This is a genomic window from Mesobacillus sp. AQ2, from assembly GCF_030122805.1.
In the GTDB taxonomy this organism is placed as follows: Bacteria; Bacillota; Bacilli; order Bacillales; family Cytobacillaceae; genus Mesobacillus; species Mesobacillus oceanisediminis_A.
Genome location: NZ_CP126080.1, coordinates 2197048 through 2214183, shown reverse-complemented (window position 1 = coordinate 2214183; position 17136 = coordinate 2197048). Strand labels below are relative to the sequence as shown.

Here is a 17136-nt window from a genome sequence, read left to right as displayed (position 1 = left end):
TCCCCTTCCTTTTAAGGAGGCATGACCAATGAGAATCCTGGTCGTTGATGATGATATAAATATCCAAAGACTCGTGACGATCCATTTGACCCAGGAAGGATACCAGGTTTTCAGGGCCAATGATGCCGAGGAGGCTTTATCCTTATTGGAAAAGCAAAATGTTGATCTGGCGATTGTCGATGTGATGATGCCCGGGATGAATGGTTTCGAGCTGACAAAAGTCCTGACCGATGATTGGGAAATCCCTGTCATCCTCCTTACCGCAAAGGGTCAACTGAGTGATAAGGAAGAAGGGTTCCTGTCAGGCAGCGAGGATTATATTGTAAAACCTTTTGAAGTGAAGGAACTTTTGTTCAGGGTAGCTGTTGTCCTGCGGCGAATGCAGCGTGCTGTCGATTCGTTGATCCAGGCGGGTAATATGCAGATTGACCGGAACAGCTTTGAAGTTGAAATCAATCAGGAGACGATTCTGTTTCCATTGAAGGAATTTGAGCTGCTCAGCATCCTGGCATCACGGTTGAATAAAACCACTCCACGGGCGTCCTTGATTGAGCAGGCGTGGGGAGCAGATTATGAAGGCAGCGAACAAACGCTTAACACTCATATCAACAGGATACGAGATCGCCTTAAAAAGCATGTGGCTACTGTAGAAATCCAAACAATCCGTGGGATTGGCTATAGACTTGAGGAATTGAAGTGAAGACATTGTACAGGAAGTTCATCATCGCCACCCTGCTCATCCTCGGGATCAGCATCGTGATTGCCTTCATTCTTGCCAACTGGGTATATATGACTTCGACAAAGGAACGGATTGACTCACAAAATGTAAAGGTTGCCGAAGAGGTTGCTTCAAGTCTGGAGCAAATGCACTCGACCTCCCACTTAAGTTTCACGGGTTATTTGGATTCCATAAGTAAACTGGGGTATCAAATATATGTTTTAAGTGAATCTGGCGAGGAGTTTGAGTTTGGCGAACCTTTTTCGAAAAAGAACCTGCCAGCTGAGGCAAAGAGGGTTATAGAGCAGAAGAAAATCTACCATGGAATGGACAGTTCCGCCTCGCCATGGATGATGAGTCATTTTTCCAACCAGCTTGGCAATACGGTCGGAGTCCCCTTTACAATTGGAGATGAGGACTATGGGTTGTACCTGAGGCCCAATAACAAATTGTTATTCTCCGATGTGCATGTCATTTTCGCCTGGTTTTTTGTCGCAGTTTCCATCGTGAGTATTACCGGGGTAATCTGGTTTGCCAAACATTTGATCCAGCCAATCACCAAGCTGACAGAGGCAACCAGGGAAATCACCAGGGAAAACTTCAACTTCCCATTGAACATCCATCGCAAGGATGAAATCGGCCAGCTTGCCGAGAGCTTCAGCACGATGCAGGTTCAATTGCAGCATAATGATGAAGCAAGAAAATCCTTTATCAATAACGTGTCCCATGATTTTCAATCACCGCTGATGAATATCCAGGGATACGCGGAGCTGTTAAAAACGCAGGCGCTCGACGACGAGCATCGTGAATATGTTGAAATCATCGACCAGGAATCCAAGCGGCTGTCCAACTTGACGAAACAATTGCTGCTTCTTACCTCGCTTGATCAAAAATCGTATCCGATGAAACGTGGAATTACAAGGATTGACACGCAAATTAAGGAAACTGTCAGAAGGCATCAATGGCGATTGGAGGAAAAGGAGATCGAAATCTCTTACCACCTCCCCCCTGCCACGATTCTTGCTGATCCCGAACTATTGATGACGGTATGGGACAACCTTTTAACAAATGCGATTAAATACAATCAACCTGAAGGCAGCATTTTTATCCAGCTTGCGCAAACCGATGAAGCCATCAACATCACATTCAAGGATAGCGGAATCGGAATGAGCCTGGATCAGGCCTCGAAGATTTTCGAACGATTTTACCGTGTCGATGCCGCACGCAAAAAAGATGGAACCGGTTTGGGCCTGTCGATTGTCAAACATATTATTGAATTGCACAACGGAAAAATTGAAGTGGAGAGCGAGATTCAAAAAGGTACGACTTTTACAATAAAGCTCCCTATAGAAAAACAGACGGAGGAATAAAAAATGGAACAAACTTGGAGTATTCGACTAATACGATTCGCAGCGATCTTTGGACTGATTGGAACTTTCATGGGCTCACATATGGCAGGTGCCGGCGACTATGCCATGCGCCCAATCCACGCCCATATTCTGCTTGTCGGCTGGCTATCCGTATTCGCCTGGGGTATTTTTTACAAAAACTATCAAATCAAATATAAAAAACTCGTATCCATCCACAGCATTACCGGTATGGTCGGTGCACTAGGACTCACTGTCGGAATGTGGATGTACAACCTCAACCCATTCAATCTGGGCGAAACATTCGTAATGGTCCTTTTCATCGTCGGCGGATCATTGCTGTTGCTGGCCTTTATCCTGTTTGTCGTCGTTACGTTTTTTATTGAGAAGAACTAGGATAATGTAAGCTAGCAAATTCGCTAATCTGGGACTGCATTGAATAAGAAATGACCCACTAAATTAGAGAAACAGGTTCGGTTTTAAATACGTTTAAACAGTATTCTTCTCATATAGCTTGCAAATAACTATATTTCCAAAGAAACTCAGAGGCTTAATTAAACTGTACCCTGTGTAGTAGACACTTTAAAAAAAGTCCACTGCACAGGGTCTTTTTATGTACAATAGATTAAAAATGGGGACGGGAGAACAATTATGAGTAAAAAATTATTCACGGAAAAAGAGATTCAAATACTTTCTAAAAATACTTATGTTAAATCAGTATCCTCAAAGGGGATTACTTATACTGAAGAGTTCAAGGAACTATTCATAACACAAAATGAACAGGGAAAGACCCCTAGAGAAATCTTTGAGAAGTGTGGGTTTGATGAAGAAGTCATTGGTATTGATCGTATTCGTTCTTCAGGAAAAAGATGGCGTGAAGCCTATCGGAAAAATGGAGTGCTTGGCCTTCGTGATACAAGGTCCGGAAACACAGGCAGACCAAGGGAACGAGAGCTTTCCATTGAAGAAAAATATGCAAGGTTAGAGGCAGAAACTAATCTATTGAAAGCAGAGAACGAACTTTTAAAAAAGATACGATTCGCCGAAAGGGGGATGAAGAAGAAATAAAGTTATCGGCTGATCAGAAATTCAACCTTATTCATTCCGTCATCGAGAAATACAATCTAAAAGGAATGGTTTCTCACCTCTGTAAAGTAGCTGGTGTGTCCCGTCAGGGTTACTATAACTATTTCTCAGCTAAACAAGTTGAACGAAGAAAGGCAATGGAGATAAAAGATGAAGCCCTTCGGGACTTAATATTAAAAGCATACAATTTCAAAAACCGCAAGAAAGGGGCACGCCAAATAAAGATGGTATTGGCAGGTCAGTTTGGTGTTGTCTTCAACCTTAAGAGAATAAGAAGAATCATGAAGAAGTACGGAATTGAAAGTCCTTTTAGGAGAGCGAACCCTTATAAGCGCATCATGAAGGCTACCCAGGAGCACAAGGTCGTCCCAAACCAGCTTAACAGGGAATTCAAACAGGGAATCCCCTACAAGGTCCTCCTTACGGATATCACCTACCTATATTTCGGGAAAGGAAAAAGGGCTTATTTATCAACCATTATTGACGCTTCCACTAATGAGGTCTTAGCTCATCAGGTCTCTGATCGAGTTACTCTTGATATCGCTACAGATACACTTAAGAAGTTAAAGAAAAACAAAAGAATCAAACTGGCTAAAGGAGCTTATATCCACTCTGATCAGGGAGGTCACTACACCAGCCCTGTTTATCAAAAGCTGGTGAAAAAATTCAGATTAGGACAATCCATGTCCAGGAGAGGAAACTGTTGGGACAACGCCCCACAGGAATCATTCTTTGGTCATTTTAAGGACCTGGCTGATATAAAATCATGTGAAACCTTAGAAGAGCTAAAACAGGAAGTGAAAGCTGCCATTCACTACTACAATCACTGCAGATATCAATGGAATATGAAAAAGATGACCCCTGTTCAATACAGAGATCATCTTCTTAAAGTAGCCTAGCTTTTTTTATAAATGTCCTTTACAAGGGGTACAGATTAAATAGCCCTGAGTTTTTTTATTTTACCAGATCAGTCACCTATTGAGTTTTTTGCTCTCCTAAGGAGATGCGTAGGTGAAACTCAGCGAGCAAGAACTGATTAAGCTTTACCTTAAGCGCTAAAGATGGACACTAGTCGGCGCGGGCTCATGAGCTCTTGAATATATTGTTAAATGACTATATTGAGAGAAGGTGATATCATGAAAACTTTCATCCAATGCTGTATAGGAGCTGGGCTGGCTTTATTGGGTTTTATAGGAATAGGCTATGGTCTTGGGGTTGCAGGCGCTGCAGCTTTAGAAGGAATAGCGAGGCAGCCTGAGGCAACAGATAGGATCGCGAATGTTCTGTTCTTTTTAGTTGTGATTCCTGAATTGATTTTGGCTTTTTTATTAGCAAAGGTTGCATTAAGGATTCATAATTGTGGAGATCATAAAGATTGAGTCAGAGAGTAGTGGTTTTACGCCACTACTTTTTGCAGTCTGGGGATGACCAATGAATATGAAGAAGCACGCAGATACTTTATAAATATTCTTCAATCATTTTTTCTTCTTTTACAATATAGCTCCCTCAATAAAAGAATCGAAAACCCTGGAATGTCCTTTAACATCTTCTCTTCATTAAATTCATATTGCTTTTTACCAATACTGAATAGATTACAAAAAGGAGCAGAAACCTTCATGAGTTCACTGTTCCTATCCAATCAATAATTATTCGTTTCCTGTAGTCTCACTTTTGATAGCACGCCAGAAAGAAAAGGTAGTAATGCAACTAACCCAATTGCCCAATTGACCCCTAAAATATCTGCAATGATACCAGCCATTAATGCACCGAATGCATAGCCGCTATCACGCCAGAAACGGTAGACTCCCATTGAGGAAGCCCTCCATTCTGGTCCAGCAACGTCGCTTATCGCAGCCTGCAATGTTGGATAAACCATTGCAGTTCCCAGCCCCAGTAACATTGCCCCTGCAATCCACAACCAATATTGATCAGCAGCGAGAATTAACCATAATGCAGCAGCTTGTGTCCACATGCCGTATGTTATTAGTACTTTTCTGCCAATCTTATCGCTTAATGTCCCAGTGAATAATTGAAAGATTCCCCAGGCAGCCGGATATACAGCTACAATCGTACCTATTTGCCCGACAGTTAACCCAGCGGCAGTGAAATAGATCGGAAATAGACCCCAGGCCATTCCATCCTTCAAATTCGTGGATAATCCAGCAAAGCTGATGCTTGATAGACTTTTATCCTTCCAAGTTGTTTGCGCAAATACTTCTTTTGCTGATTTAGTCAGCTCAGAAGTTCCTGCTCCATTTCTTAAGATTTGAAGCTTTAAATGCTCTCCTGTATCCTTAACAATTAATGATAGCAGAATCCCTACCACTACAATGGCGATTCCAACATAGAATGGCTCTGGCCTTAATGAATAAGATGAGGCAATATATCCTGAAACAGCAGCCATAATCGCCACACCAGAATAACCAGCAAACTCATTCAAACCTACTGCGGTACCGCGCTGGTTTGTCTTTGATATATCAATTTTCATATTCACCGTCATCGACCATGCCAGTCCCTGGTTAATCCCGAGCAGGATATTCGCTACAATGATGACCCACCATGCATGTGCAAATATAATGAGGATTGGCACGAAAAGACCTACAGACCAACCGAGTAATAATACTTTCTTACGTCCAAGCCGGTCCGCAATTTGTCCTGCGAAATAGTTTACAATGGCTTTAGAAAATCCAAAGCTGATTATGAAGGATAATGCAGCACTGGCAGATGCCAGACCGAACTGTTCCTCTCCCAGCAAAGGAAGAACTGTCCGTTCAATCCCGACCATCGAACCAACAAACAGGTTGGTTACAACTAATAAGACGAACTGAAGGATGTTTTCCTTAATTCCGATTTTAGGTTGCATCAATATAACCCTCCATGAAGAAAGCTTTAAAAAATCAGGCTTTTAATTATTACCTTCCTTGATTCTCTTTTCTCATTTCCTTGAAATTCTCTGGCTGTGGCAGAACATTTTCCGTCATGAACCGGGCAAATCCATTTACAAGCACTCCGCGGAAAGACTTGCGCAGCCAAACTAATATGATGCTGGAACGGATTCATTTTAATATTGACGAAATAACATTTTTCTTGCTCCTATGATTTAATGTTGGATCTGCTTCCACTCATTTATTCCCGCATCAAGTAAGGTGGCACGAAAACCCTTTGACTTTAAAAGTTCTACCGCTTCAGTCGCATAAACACAATATGGTCCGCGACAGTATGCCACAATTTCTTTATCCTTTGGCAATGAGTCAAGGTGGTCTTCAAGTTCCGAAATAGGGACTGATAAGGCATGAGGCAAATGATCGTGCTTATATTCTTCAACTGGCCTTACATCCAATAAGGTAATAACATTCCTATTCAATTTTTCATCTAATTCCTCAAGCGAGATAGAACTTAGTGAATTTTCTCTTAGAATGTGGCCTTCCCTAACTTTATTTACATCTGATATGCGGTCCTCCGCTGTCCCTCTTAAAGCCAAAACAAACATTAACACCTGTTCACTTGCCAGTCGATAGATCACATAGTTTTTATCCTTTGAGTATGTGACGACCTTCGCATCAAGCAAGGTTTGCAAATGTTTGGATGTATTAGCTATGCTCATTTGAGTATCCGCTGCTAAAGCTTCCACTGTTTTTGGCCCTTGAGTTAGCAGGTCAAGCAGTTCAATTCTCTTTGGGCTGGAAATCGCTTTTCCAATCCGGGCGAACTCTCCGTATACGAAATCTTTAAATTCCCGAGCTTCTATATAGACCACCTCCAAAATCCATTCGACTATTCAACTGATTGGTTGAATAGTATCACATGAATTTATTTTTGTAAATGCGTTTAATTTCCAACATTAATAAAACCATGCCATAGTTTTACCTTTTGGCATGGTTTTAGTATTTAAGTTTTTTATTTTCATCAGTTTACTACTTAATCGATTTCTTCTTAGGTTAAAAAAAGCTGTCTAAACGACAGCTCCAATTTCGATTTTAATTTTTCCTTTGATATTCAATTTGCACCAAATAACAAAAAGCGGAAATATAAATTGCTCCTAATATCCCTCCGACCTCTTGACCGTTTTACCATATAAAATGAAAATGGCTAAGCAACGTCAACACTACTTCTACGTCCTAGGATGAATAACAGGCATTGATTATGGCTCTTTAGGACCAATCAACGCCACCCCAAGAGGATTGCAACTTTCGCAACAGAACAATTTGGCCGAGATGATACGTATCGTGCATCATGATATTGCTAAGTAAACGCTCAATGGAGTATCTGTCAGCTGCATAAGGAGCTTTTAACTTTTCATCGTCCAGGTCCGCAATGACCGTTTTTAATTCATTCATAACTTCATTAAGGCGCTGCACTGTCCTAGCCCATTCAATTTCGTCTTCTGGATTCCCTGGATTTCCAAAGGTTGTTTCATTTTCTTCTGCCTTTTGTGGATTCTCTGTACCATTAATTCGATGGATTACGTCTTCATTCCAAAATATCAAGTGGTTAACAATCTGCCAAATCGAATTGCTAATTCCCGAACTTGTCCATGCTGCTTCAGCTGCGACGACTCCATGAAGCGCCTGATCTATTGATGCAAACCATTCGTTCTCGTGGAAATGCATGTCGAGTTGTTCTAAAAATATGTTGGTTACACCTTTCATACTATCAATCTCCTTACTGTTTAATGTAATCTTTAAAACTTAAAGCAGGAAAAAAAATGATTATGGTATAAATTAATGGTCCTAAAAATTAATTGGTTCCTACAATATTTCACACTACTTACTGACCTAGTTCTACTTCTCTCCAACATGGCAGGATAATTCGAAATTTCCGGAGGCAATAACTTCAGTACAAAGTGTCATTCTTTCGCATAAAATAAGATTGTCTCCCATTTAACTAAACAATTTTGTCTCCCTTCTTTTATTTTGAAAATACACATTGATAACTATGACTTATTCGGCTAATCCAGCTTTCATTCCTTCATCACGACAAATAAAGTACTCTATATGGGAAAACTTTTAGCTATCTACTCTAAAGGGTACATTTTATTTTTTCATGCTTTAAGTTAACTTCCTAAACATCCCTTTATCATTTTATTCAGTCCCCCTTGAAGGTAGGCTTAAGATAATTCTCAAACTTCTTATTGAGGCACTTGGCATCGTAACTTGCCTGTTCAAGTAGAATAAAATGAATCCTTCCTAATGGCCAATATTCCCTATATAACCAGTTATTTCATTACCTTCCTCTTATATACAGTATAAATATAGATTGATATATTCTAATTATTCCGAAAATGAAAGGGGTCCCGTATGAAAAATTGGTATAACAAATTTATAGTTTTCTTTATTGCTCTAGTAATGGCTTTGGGGGCGTACGCAGCCCCAATAGATGCTGTTGCTAATTCAGGAAGCCCCGCCGCTGAAAGAGTTTTATCCATTGAGATTGAGGAAGCAACAATATTTGAATTGCAGCATGCTATGCAGAGCGGGAGGTTAACCTCGGAGGAATTGGTTCAATTCTATCTCAATCGGATAGAGGATTATGATGACAGCATTAACTCAATCATTACGCTTGACGAAAATGTATTAGAAGAAGCGAAACAACTAGATAAAGAGAGAAAAGCGGGAAAAGTTCGCGGAGCCTTGCATGGAATTCCGGTTATATTAAAAGATAACTATGATACATACGATATGCAAACTACTGCAGGATCCCTGTCACTTGAAGGCTCCGTCCCTCTAAATGATGCATATCAAACTAAAAGATTAAGAGATGAAGGTGCAATCATCTTAGGCAAAGCGAATCTGCATGAATTTGCTTTCGGATTCCAAACCATCAGTTCCCTTGGCGGACAAACCTATAATCCATATGATTTAACAAGATACCCAGGAGGATCAAGCGGTGGTACGGCAGCCGCGGTTGCTTCCAACTTTGCCACTGTCGGATTAGGGACAGACACTGGCGGGTCCATCCGAATACCTTCGTCCTTTAATAACCTTGTCGGACTGCGTCCTACTATGGGACTTGCAAGCCGGGATGGAATCATTCCGCTTGCACTATCCCAGGATGTCGGCGGACCGATGGGTCGTACCGTTGAAGATGTGGCTATCGTGCTCGATGCCATTGCTGGCTATGATCCAGCAGATCCTGTTACAGAGGCCAGTAACGGAAACGTTCCCAAAACCTATACTCATTACCTTAAGAAAAATGGATTAAAGAAAGCTCGGATAGGCGTTATTCGCGACCTGTATGGGAAAGATCCTCAAGTCAATAAAGTAATGGATCAAGCGATTGCGGACATGGAAGTACTTGGAGCAGAAGTGTTCGAGGTAACAGTCCCCAATCTTAGTTCAATTCTTTCTTATCCAAGCTTAAGCGGATACGAATTTAAATTTCAGTTAAATGACTATTTGGCTGCCCTTGGACCGGATGCACCTGTAAGAACGTTATCAGATATTATCGAAAGCGGGAAGTTCCATCCAAGTCTGGAAAGTGGCTTGAAATCCCGTAATGAAAGAGAATCATTAGAAAATGATCAGGAATATCAAGACATTATTACAAATCGTCCTAAAATGGCAAGGGAAAGCTTAATGGCAACGTTTAATGAACATGAGCTTGATGCACTGCTCTATCCGACTTCGAGTGCTCTACCGGCACAGATAGGCAAAAGCCAGGGTGCAGGGAATGCAAATCGCTTAAGTCCTTATTCAGGATTCCCCGCAATCTCGGTTCCTGCCGGCTTAAGTGACAACGGCCTTCCGGTCGGGCTCGAGCTGCTGGGAAAAGAATTTGACGAACCAACATTGATTAAACTAGCCTACGCTTATCAAGAAGGAACCAACCATCGAAAGGCACCTGAACTAAAATAGGAACCTCCATAAAAAAGAGGTCAGTCCAACCATCCTCGTAAGTTTTTGAAGCAATAAAACTTGTAAAACCAAATCATTTTATAATGATGCGATTATTCAATAAGAATAGTCGCATCTACCCTTTTTAGCGGGAGCTAAGTGTAAAGAAGTTTTATTATAAGGCAAACCTCAATTTTCAATTACAATTTCTCCTTCACCTACTGGTACTTCAAAACCACTAAGGTAGTCAGTTAATATCTGTTCTGTGATAATAAAGGCAGCATTTGCATCAAAACGTTGGCTTCGTAACTTAAGTCGTTCACGCAAATCCTTTGGATGGACTTTCAAATAGAAAAGTTTCCATTCACCGCCAGCCTCTTCAATAATCTGTTTATATTGGTTCCTTCTTGAACGTTGCCAGAAACTAAAGTCAATTACCACCTGTCGTTTATCCTGAACTAACTCTACTAATTGATTCCTCAATTTTCTTTCTGCAATTTCCTTGTATTTCTCATAATTTTCAACTGGGTAATCAATGCCGTGACGACCATTAGTAGCCCATATTTCTTCATCGATTGAAAGACGTACAAATCCTTGTTTTTCTAATTGCTGGGCTAATGTAGTTTTACCGGAACCTGCAACGCCACACATCATTATTACTAAAGGGATATTATCATCTCGTTCAGGAAATATCAGGCCATCTAAATTTAATTTCTTATACATCGGTTTACTCCCCCTTATTTACAACTTAAATTAAATTTACTCACCCGTTTTAATCAAACAATAAAATGGCTTTTATAGTAAAATATTAGTACTTACATAAAGGAGCTCAACGTATGAATATTTTAGTTTTAGGTGCAACTGGACGAGTTGGAAGTCAGATAGTTTCTTTTGCTCTTCACGACAGACATCATGTTACTGTATTAGTCCGCACTCCAGAGAAAATCAAAATAAATAATGGAAATTTAACTATTATTCAAGGGAATGTTTTAAATAAAGAAGATATAGTACAGGCAATGCAAGGGATTGATGTGGTAATCAGTGCGTTAGATACTGATAGCACATCCACTTTATCAGAAAGTATGCCATTAATTATTGAAGCAATGGAAAACGAAGGTATTAATCGAATAATAACGGTAGGAACTGCAGGTATTCTGCAAAGCAGAATTACCCCAGCAATTCTCCGTTATCAATCAACTGAATCAAAGCGGAAGTCAACTCGTGCTGCCGAAGAACATCATAAAGTTTACGATCTGCTCAAACTATCTAAGCTCGAATGGACTATTGTCTGCCCTACTTACTTGCCAAATGGAGAACGGCTAGGCAAATATCGAATAAGCAAAGACTTTTTGCCAGAGGGTGGAACTGAAATATCTGTACAGGATACAGCAGAATTTGCTTATAAGCAAATAAGTACAAATGAGTATAAAAATTCGCGGGTAGGAATCGCATATTAGTAATTCTTATACAACTTATTATTGGGAATAATTTCGAAAAAGGAAGCGCAATTTTCTGCTTCCTTTAATACTTTTTTTATAAGTAAACTTAACATGGATATTGCCAAGCTTTTTCCATTAATCTTTTATAACATTTAAAATAATCAGAAATATTTTTCCATCATTAAATTCCCCTACATTTATCACCTGATGTACTTCGACCTTCTCACCTTCTTTTAAGCTTACTAAATTTATGCCAGATTCTATTGCCTTTGTAAAAGAAAAGTCTTCGTAAACCCTCTTAATTGCCCATTCAATAAATATCTGGTTATTAATCCTCAACTATTATTACCTCATTTCATAAGTTTTAGGTGTAATAGAGGTTTTCGAATTTTAAACTGTGATTCCTTATAGAAAACCTAACTTTGTTCAATTACCCTCTGCCAAGTGATATGGTATTTTATACCCTTCGCATCCCATGATGGTATATTTGTTTCCTACAAATGAAATGTTCTTGCAAGTAAAAGTGCTTATCTCACCACTGCCAAACTCATCTCTAGTCGAATCGTTTGTAACTTCTAGTTGCTCTCCGTTATATTTTAAATCAGTTAGAATTGGGTCTCCTTCTTTAGTGTAATTAACTACACGAATATGATCCTTTTGCCCAGTTTCTGTGTTATTAATAAAGTCTTTTAATCTAGTTTCATTAACAAGTCCACCACTATTTCTATGCACAATGTCAGATTCTGTAGGAACATAGTTTTTCTCTATATCCCCACACCCCCCTATCAACAAAAAGATCATACCAAAAGCTATAAAAAACAAATATCTTCTCATAAATTTCCCTCCAATCCATCAGCCATTAAAAGAAAGTTCCACTTCTTAATTTACATCCACTTTTACACTTCACTACAACTATACATCTATTACCAACTTAATATTAACATATATATCCATTTATGATTTCAGAAGCATTTATATGTATTCATATTCATCTTAAGTGGGAAGTGAATAAAAAAACTCGTCAAGACTGACGAGTTGATTTCCTTGTTTACTTTGCTATCCGCTTGTTCTTATTTTAGCCACTATTTACATAACACTTAAAAAATATCCCTATGTTCAGGCTCGGAATTCCAGGGGCTTACTCTCCTACCATCCCGTCCTTATCAGCATCGTGCATATATGGGTATAACCAATGATCACTCGTTATTGGCATACTGAAACCTGCTGCTTTGGCTTCTTTAATCGTCACCTGTCCATTACCGTCAGTATCAACACTAGAAACATCATCGTTTGTGTTGGAACTATTTGAATCAGAAGGATCACTGCCTGTTAAACCAAGTGATGCGTTTACTTCATCTGGGTTCACATTATCAAATTTATCAATGATCTTGTTACCCATTAAAGTATAGGTATACTGATAGCTGGAAGGAATCTGGGTTTCCGTATTCGGATATGTGATAATTGCTTCAAAATCAGTGGCTCCACCAGCGCTACGGATCACCTCTTCCATATAAGCTTGATCACCATGTCGGTTGAGAGTAATATCTTGCGGTGTAATATTATAAGCATTCGATACCCCTCCGAGAGAATCAGCAATGATGTGTCCTTCATCTAAAACGTCACTTTCAACACCTGGAACCTTTGCTTCGTCAGAATAGTATCGTCCAGAAGATAATACAGGTTCGTTACGGTCATCTTGTAGAATGATTTCATCAGCAATGACACGCACTAGTTGACCGTATTCATTAGTAAATGCCCAATATTCACGTTCCCCATAACCAATATCAACGACGACATTAGGTTCACGATATCCAGACAAATCACCGCCATCAACTTCAATAAGTTTGTAGCCTGAGAACAGCTCATTATTTTGTTGGGATGGCGTTTCCTCCACATCAACATCCGTAGTGTTAGTTTCTTCTTTTTCACTATTTGTATTAACTGTGGTTACTTCTTGTGGATCTGTTTCTCGATCCGTATCCGATGCATCTTCTACATTGGTACAACCAACCATAGAGATAATCGTTATAAGTAAGATTAAATAGTTCAATTTCTTTTTCATTTAGGACTCTCCTGCAATTGTTTCCTATAATCATTCTATAACTCTTGGAATGTAAACATACTTAACTTCATAAACCTATTGATTATATTATAATCCAAGATTAACTTAATTACATTAGTGTTCAGTATGAAGAATCACATCAAGGAAATAAATATCTAATCTTTTTATTTGAGAACGAATTATTCATGGACATTTTAAAGTGATAGTTAATTATCTTTCACAAGCAAAATTATCTTTATCTCTATCCATTTTAGGTTGATAGGCTGGATGATCAGCAGGCACACCATTTGGATATTTTTTTCTTAGTTCAGTGCAATTGGCAAAGACCTCTGATCCCCCACTTGAGGCTGCTTCTGCCTTTGCTTTGGCCTCTGCTTCTGCCTTCGCTTTGGCTTCTGCTTCTGCTTCTGCCTTTGCTTTAGCTTCTGCTTCTGCTTCTGCCTTCGCTTTGGCCTCCGCTTCTGCCTTCGCTTTGGCCTCCGCTTCTGCCTTCACTTTGGCCTCCGCTTCTGCCTTCACTTTGGCCTCCGCTTCTGCCTTCGCTTTGGCTTCTGCTTCTGCCTTTTCTTTGGTTTCTGACTTTGCTTTATCATCAGAACTTTTCTCCTCACTCTTATCCTCTGCTTTGGAGGCCTTCGAACTTTCAGATGAACAAGCACCTAAACTAAAAATTAAAAATAAAACCAAAAAACCTACTAAATACTTTTTCAATTAAATAACCCCCATAATTTTTTTCTATCATTGAATAATAAAGTGAACACCCCTTATTTCGTATATCTGTTCGCATAACTGGAGGCCACAAATGAATCAGGCTTTATTTGTGCTTCGAGCCCGACCGATTCGATACGCTTAATCATTTCATCCACATATATTCTCGTTTTATTTTTTGCCCCCAGGCCCAGATCCAAATGTCCCACCATCTTGAAACTGGCACCTTTTTTAACATATGGAAGCAATAGGTCGATTATTTGTTTTTGTTTTTGCGGAGTGAACATGCAGGCAACTTCTTGCGTGAAGTTTGTTTCCAACGAAATCTTCTCCTGCAAGGCTTCAATTTTTCTTCCTATATCAACTGAACTGTAGCATGCCCATACACCTTTTCCTTCCCGTTGTATTACCACCCCGGTGATGAAACGGGTGGAGGAACCATGTACTTGAGAGTCGGTGCCAATGATTAATCTGTGGTTGCCATTTGGCTGCACTTTGATGAACGACAATATATGCTGAAAGACCTCTTCAAAATCCATATTCCGTTTTGACAAATTCTGAAAACCTTGTTGAAGTTTCATTTCATTCACCTGCAATTCGGAGAATAGTCGTACTCATTTATATGCTACGATAGAGGTGGATATCAGCATTTCTGCTTCTTTATAATCTGATTCGATGGTGAAGCATGTCGTTCGCTCTTACAAGATAGCTATAATTACTAATAGGTCATATAAAAAAAGCTACCGGCCACAACCGGTAACTTAATGTACAGCAAGCTGCTTGTAGTGCAGCGGCCATTAGTATTAATAAGAATTGACCTACTAAAACATTGCGCGATGCAGGGTAGGTCAATTTCTTTTTGTTGCAGAATACTTAATGAGAGTACGTTAATTAATCATAATCTCGTGGCAACTTAATGCCATAATATTTACTTTTCGATTTAAAAATGTTTATAATATAAATGAATAGTCCATATATTAAAAAAGAGCTTCCGGGTGCAACCGGAAACTCAGGTGTACAGCAAGCTGCTTGAAGTGCAGCGGCCACTACTTGAATAAGAAATGATCTACTCAAACAATTGGCGTTGCAGGGGTAGGTCATTTCTTTTTGTTTGCAGAAATACCTAATGCGACTACGGCAATGACTAGAGTTGCAAAACTAATCATCATATTCATTGCTTCGTACGTAACCATCAGCGGCACCCCCTTTCCTAAGAAAGTGAGGAATGGCCGCTGCCCACCCCGCATTTACTGTACCTAGATAATTATACCATAGGAATGTACGTTCGCACTTAATGCAAACATTGTCTTATGTCTACTAAATATTAACCATTTCAAAATACGATAGGTATCCTTTCTTTCGATTTCCGAAGAAAAAAATAGACCTGTCATCCTTCCTGTTTTATAGTGTAAGTATTAAGTAAATTCTAAAAACAGGAGGTTTTTACATGGAATATCGCCGCTTAGGCAACACGGGGTTGAAAGTAAGTGAAATTAGTCTTGGCAGCTGGCTTACATATGGCGGGTATGTGGAAGAGCAAAATGCGGTTGATTCGATTGATTTAGCGTATGAATCTGGAATCAATTTCTTTGATACTGCAAATGTCTATATCCGGGGTGAGGCTGAAAAAGTGGTCGGCAAAGCATTGTCCAAATACCCTAGAAGTTCGTATGTACTAGCAACAAAGGTATTTGGAAAAATGGGTGATGGCCCGAACGATCAGGGGCTTTCACGCAAACATATCATTGAGCAATGCGATGCAAGCCTGAACAGGCTAGGAATGGATTACATTGATATCTATTATTGCCACCGATACCATCAGGAAACCCCGCTGGAAGAAACATTGCGTGCTCTTGATGATTTGGTAAGACAGGGAAAGGTATTTTATCTTGGTGTCAGCGAATGGACAGCTGAACAAATTACCGAAGCGGTCCATCTTGCTGATAAAAAGCTTCTAGATAGAATTGTCGTCAACCAGCCGAATTACAGCATGCTGCACCGTAACATAGAAAATGAGATCATCCCTGTCAGCGAAAAGCATGGGATTGGCCAGGTTGTTTTCTCTCCACTAGCACAAGGTGTGCTCACAGGAAAGTACTCAAAAGACCAGATGGCACCTGAAGGCAGCCGAGCAGCACAGCAGAATACAAATATGTCCCACATCCTTACACAACAAAACCTTGAAAAAGTGGAAGAGTTAAAATCCGTGGCAGCTGAAGAAAATTTAAGTTTAGCACAGCTCTCTATTGCATGGATTTTAAGACAGCCAAACGTGTCAAGTGCAATTGTAGGTGCAAGCCGCCCACAACAGCTAGAGGAAAACGTAAAAGCCTCAGGCGTGAAATTGTCAAATGATGTTCTAGATAGAATCAATGAAATCCTTAACGGGTAATAGAATACAAAAAACCAAAGGATTCACCCGCGAATCCTTTGGTTTATTTATACGTTAAAAGTCTTTTTGATGTTTTTCTGTTCAATCCTTAGCTAATCCAGTCCTCAGAGTATTAATACCATTCTCGAGATAACCCTTTAAACAGGTCAGCATAAATACCCACCCTTCTTTATTGTCTAATAATTGTAAGGCTAAATCATCATCATTTTCATTAAAACCTTCTTCATTCACTTCGATGCGTGTACTCGCATGATCCAACTCCATCAAAGAAATTGTAACCAGATGCCCTTCTCCATTTGCATTCCAATTAAAAACAATTTTTTTATTCAACTTAACTTCTAATACCTTAATATCAATTTGTGCATTGTATTCATCATATCGAAGAGTAATCGTTTTACCTGTTTCCCACCTATCAGAACTCGATGAGAACCAAAAACCACCGATCTTTCCAGGGTCCACAAATGCTTCAAATACTTCATTGACTGGTTTATATATTATAAATTTTGTAAGGTTATTCATTGATCATCTTAT

18 protein-coding genes and 1 pseudogene are annotated in these 17136 nt (G+C 39.6%); 8 read left to right on the top strand and 11 right to left on the bottom strand.

What is annotated here, in order from left to right; all coding sequences use genetic code 11:
- The first annotated feature begins 28 nt into the window (after nt 1–28).
- The 5 genes from QNH36_RS11100 to QNH36_RS11080 all read left to right on the top strand — a co-directional run bounded on the left by QNH36_RS11100 (nt 29) and on the right by QNH36_RS11080 (nt 4550).
- Entirely contained in the window at nt 29–700 is a 672-nt protein-coding gene (locus QNH36_RS11100) for a response regulator transcription factor (RefSeq protein ID WP_283905225.1), read from the top strand.
- Complete coding sequence (locus QNH36_RS11095) at nt 697–2088, top strand: HAMP domain-containing sensor histidine kinase (RefSeq protein WP_283905224.1); 1392 nt, start codon at nt 697–699, stop codon at nt 2086–2088. The genes QNH36_RS11100 and QNH36_RS11095 overlap by 4 nt, the downstream gene beginning before the upstream one ends.
- Nucleotides 2089–2091: 3 nt before the next feature.
- On the top strand, nt 2092–2481 hold the full coding sequence (locus tag QNH36_RS11090; protein ID WP_144475784.1) for a hypothetical protein: 390 nt from the start codon (nt 2092–2094) through the stop codon (nt 2479–2481).
- A 255-nt stretch (nt 2482–2736) separates the two neighbouring features.
- Nucleotides 2737–4070, top strand: a protein-coding gene (locus tag QNH36_RS11085; protein ID WP_481825309.1) for an IS3 family transposase whose coding sequence is annotated in 2 segments (ribosomal slippage) — nt 2737–3147 and nt 3150–4070 — 1332 coding nt in all. Because the reading frame shifts where the segments join, the coding sequence is not laid out codon by codon here.
- Nucleotides 4071–4307: 237 nt separating this feature from the next.
- Nucleotides 4308–4550: an ATP synthase subunit c family protein gene (locus QNH36_RS11080; protein ID WP_222125061.1), complete on the top strand. Its 243-nt coding sequence runs from the start codon at nt 4308–4310 to the stop codon at nt 4548–4550.
- 260 nt (nt 4551–4810) lie between these two features.
- Here QNH36_RS11080 and QNH36_RS11075 read toward each other — a convergent pair whose 3' ends face one another.
- The 3 genes from QNH36_RS11075 to QNH36_RS11065 all read right to left on the bottom strand — a co-directional run bounded on the left by QNH36_RS11075 (nt 4811) and on the right by QNH36_RS11065 (nt 7820).
- Nucleotides 4811–6034 (bottom strand): MFS transporter, encoded by a 1224-nt coding sequence (locus QNH36_RS11075; RefSeq protein ID WP_251542304.1) that lies wholly within the window; start codon nt 6032–6034, stop codon nt 4811–4813.
- A gap of 237 nt (nt 6035–6271) precedes the next feature.
- Complete coding sequence (locus tag QNH36_RS11070) at nt 6272–6928, bottom strand: ArsR/SmtB family transcription factor (protein ID WP_251541518.1); 657 nt, start codon at nt 6926–6928, stop codon at nt 6272–6274.
- A gap of 394 nt (nt 6929–7322) precedes the next feature.
- A complete protein-coding gene (locus QNH36_RS11065; protein WP_283905222.1) occupies nt 7323–7820 on the bottom strand; it encodes a DinB family protein in 498 nt (165 codons plus the stop codon).
- Between the two features lie 648 nt (nt 7821–8468).
- Between QNH36_RS11065 and QNH36_RS11060 the strand changes: the two genes are divergently transcribed.
- Nucleotides 8469–10025: an amidase family protein gene (locus QNH36_RS11060; protein WP_283905221.1), complete on the top strand. Its 1557-nt coding sequence runs from the start codon at nt 8469–8471 to the stop codon at nt 10023–10025.
- A gap of 168 nt (nt 10026–10193) precedes the next feature.
- Here QNH36_RS11060 and QNH36_RS11055 read toward each other — a convergent pair whose 3' ends face one another.
- On the bottom strand, nt 10194–10727 hold the full coding sequence (locus QNH36_RS11055) for a P-loop nucleotide/nucleoside kinase family protein (protein WP_283905220.1): 534 nt from the start codon (nt 10725–10727) through the stop codon (nt 10194–10196).
- A 113-nt stretch (nt 10728–10840) separates the two neighbouring features.
- Here QNH36_RS11055 and QNH36_RS11050 point away from each other — a divergent pair, with 113 nt between their 5' ends.
- Nucleotides 10841–11461 carry an NAD(P)-dependent oxidoreductase gene (locus QNH36_RS11050; protein ID WP_283905219.1) on the top strand — a complete coding sequence of 207 codons (621 nt, stop codon included), beginning with the start codon at nt 10841–10843 and terminating at the stop codon, nt 11459–11461.
- A gap of 117 nt (nt 11462–11578) precedes the next feature.
- Here QNH36_RS11050 and QNH36_RS11045 read toward each other — a convergent pair whose 3' ends face one another.
- From QNH36_RS11045 to QNH36_RS11020, 6 genes and pseudogenes are all read right to left on the bottom strand, one after another.
- Entirely contained in the window at nt 11579–11782 is a 204-nt protein-coding gene (locus QNH36_RS11045; RefSeq protein WP_283905218.1) for a hypothetical protein, read from the bottom strand.
- Between the two features lie 87 nt (nt 11783–11869).
- On the bottom strand, nt 11870–12277 hold the full coding sequence (locus QNH36_RS11040) for a DUF4362 domain-containing protein (protein WP_283905217.1): 408 nt from the start codon (nt 12275–12277) through the stop codon (nt 11870–11872).
- A gap of 304 nt (nt 12278–12581) precedes the next feature.
- Complete coding sequence (locus QNH36_RS11035; RefSeq protein ID WP_283905216.1) at nt 12582–13505, bottom strand: DNA/RNA non-specific endonuclease; 924 nt, start codon at nt 13503–13505, stop codon at nt 12582–12584.
- Nucleotides 13506–13715: 210 nt separating this feature from the next.
- Nucleotides 13716–13859 (bottom strand): annotated as a pseudogene (locus QNH36_RS23965) (excalibur calcium-binding domain-containing protein); the annotation flags it as partial.
- Between the two features lie 410 nt (nt 13860–14269).
- Nucleotides 14270–14794 carry a ribonuclease H-like YkuK family protein gene (locus QNH36_RS11025; RefSeq protein ID WP_283905214.1) on the bottom strand — a complete coding sequence of 175 codons (525 nt, stop codon included), beginning with the start codon at nt 14792–14794 and terminating at the stop codon, nt 14270–14272.
- Nucleotides 14795–15310: 516 nt separating this feature from the next.
- On the bottom strand, nt 15311–15406 hold the full coding sequence (locus tag QNH36_RS11020; RefSeq protein ID WP_251541532.1) for a putative holin-like toxin: 96 nt from the start codon (nt 15404–15406) through the stop codon (nt 15311–15313).
- Nucleotides 15407–15660: 254 nt separating this feature from the next.
- On the opposite strand from QNH36_RS11020, the gene QNH36_RS11015 reads away from it, so the two are divergent.
- The gene (locus tag QNH36_RS11015) at nt 15661–16605 is read left to right on the top strand and encodes an aldo/keto reductase family protein (RefSeq protein ID WP_283905213.1); all 945 of its coding nucleotides are present in this window, start codon (nt 15661–15663) and stop codon (nt 16603–16605) included.
- A gap of 81 nt (nt 16606–16686) precedes the next feature.
- Here QNH36_RS11015 and QNH36_RS11010 read toward each other — a convergent pair whose 3' ends face one another.
- Nucleotides 16687–17124 carry an SRPBCC domain-containing protein gene (locus QNH36_RS11010; protein WP_283905212.1) on the bottom strand — a complete coding sequence of 146 codons (438 nt, stop codon included), beginning with the start codon at nt 17122–17124 and terminating at the stop codon, nt 16687–16689.
- Nucleotides 17125–17136 lie beyond the last annotated feature (12 nt).

What these genes read in the sequence shown, in the direction of transcription:
- QNH36_RS11055 (WP_283905220.1), bottom strand. Translation starts at nt 10,727, where the DNA reads ATGTATAAGAAATTAAATTTAGATGGCCTGATATTTCCTGAACGAGAT.
- QNH36_RS11090 (WP_144475784.1), top strand. Translation starts at nt 2,092, where the DNA reads ATGGAACAAACTTGGAGTATTCGACTAATACGATTCGCAGCGATCTTT.
- QNH36_RS11050 (WP_283905219.1), top strand. Translation starts at nt 10,841, where the DNA reads ATGAATATTTTAGTTTTAGGTGCAACTGGACGAGTTGGAAGTCAGATA.
- QNH36_RS11020 (WP_251541532.1), bottom strand. Translation starts at nt 15,406, where the DNA reads ATGGTTACGTACGAAGCAATGAATATGATGATTAGTTTTGCAACTCTA.
- QNH36_RS11080 (WP_222125061.1), top strand. Translation starts at nt 4,308, where the DNA reads ATGAAAACTTTCATCCAATGCTGTATAGGAGCTGGGCTGGCTTTATTG.
- QNH36_RS11025 (WP_283905214.1), bottom strand. Translation starts at nt 14,794, where the DNA reads ATGAAACTTCAACAAGGTTTTCAGAATTTGTCAAAACGGAATATGGAT.
- QNH36_RS11040 (WP_283905217.1), bottom strand. Translation starts at nt 12,277, where the DNA reads ATGAGAAGATATTTGTTTTTTATAGCTTTTGGTATGATCTTTTTGTTG.
- QNH36_RS11060 (WP_283905221.1), top strand. Translation starts at nt 8,469, where the DNA reads ATGAAAAATTGGTATAACAAATTTATAGTTTTCTTTATTGCTCTAGTA.
- QNH36_RS11100 (WP_283905225.1), top strand. Translation starts at nt 29, where the DNA reads ATGAGAATCCTGGTCGTTGATGATGATATAAATATCCAAAGACTCGTG.
- QNH36_RS11015 (WP_283905213.1), top strand. Translation starts at nt 15,661, where the DNA reads ATGGAATATCGCCGCTTAGGCAACACGGGGTTGAAAGTAAGTGAAATT.
- QNH36_RS11075 (WP_251542304.1), bottom strand. Translation starts at nt 6,034, where the DNA reads ATGCAACCTAAAATCGGAATTAAGGAAAACATCCTTCAGTTCGTCTTA.
- QNH36_RS11010 (WP_283905212.1), bottom strand. Translation starts at nt 17,124, where the DNA reads ATGAATAACCTTACAAAATTTATAATATATAAACCAGTCAATGAAGTA.
- QNH36_RS11035 (WP_283905216.1), bottom strand. Translation starts at nt 13,505, where the DNA reads ATGAAAAAGAAATTGAACTATTTAATCTTACTTATAACGATTATCTCT.
- QNH36_RS11065 (WP_283905222.1), bottom strand. Translation starts at nt 7,820, where the DNA reads ATGAAAGGTGTAACCAACATATTTTTAGAACAACTCGACATGCATTTC.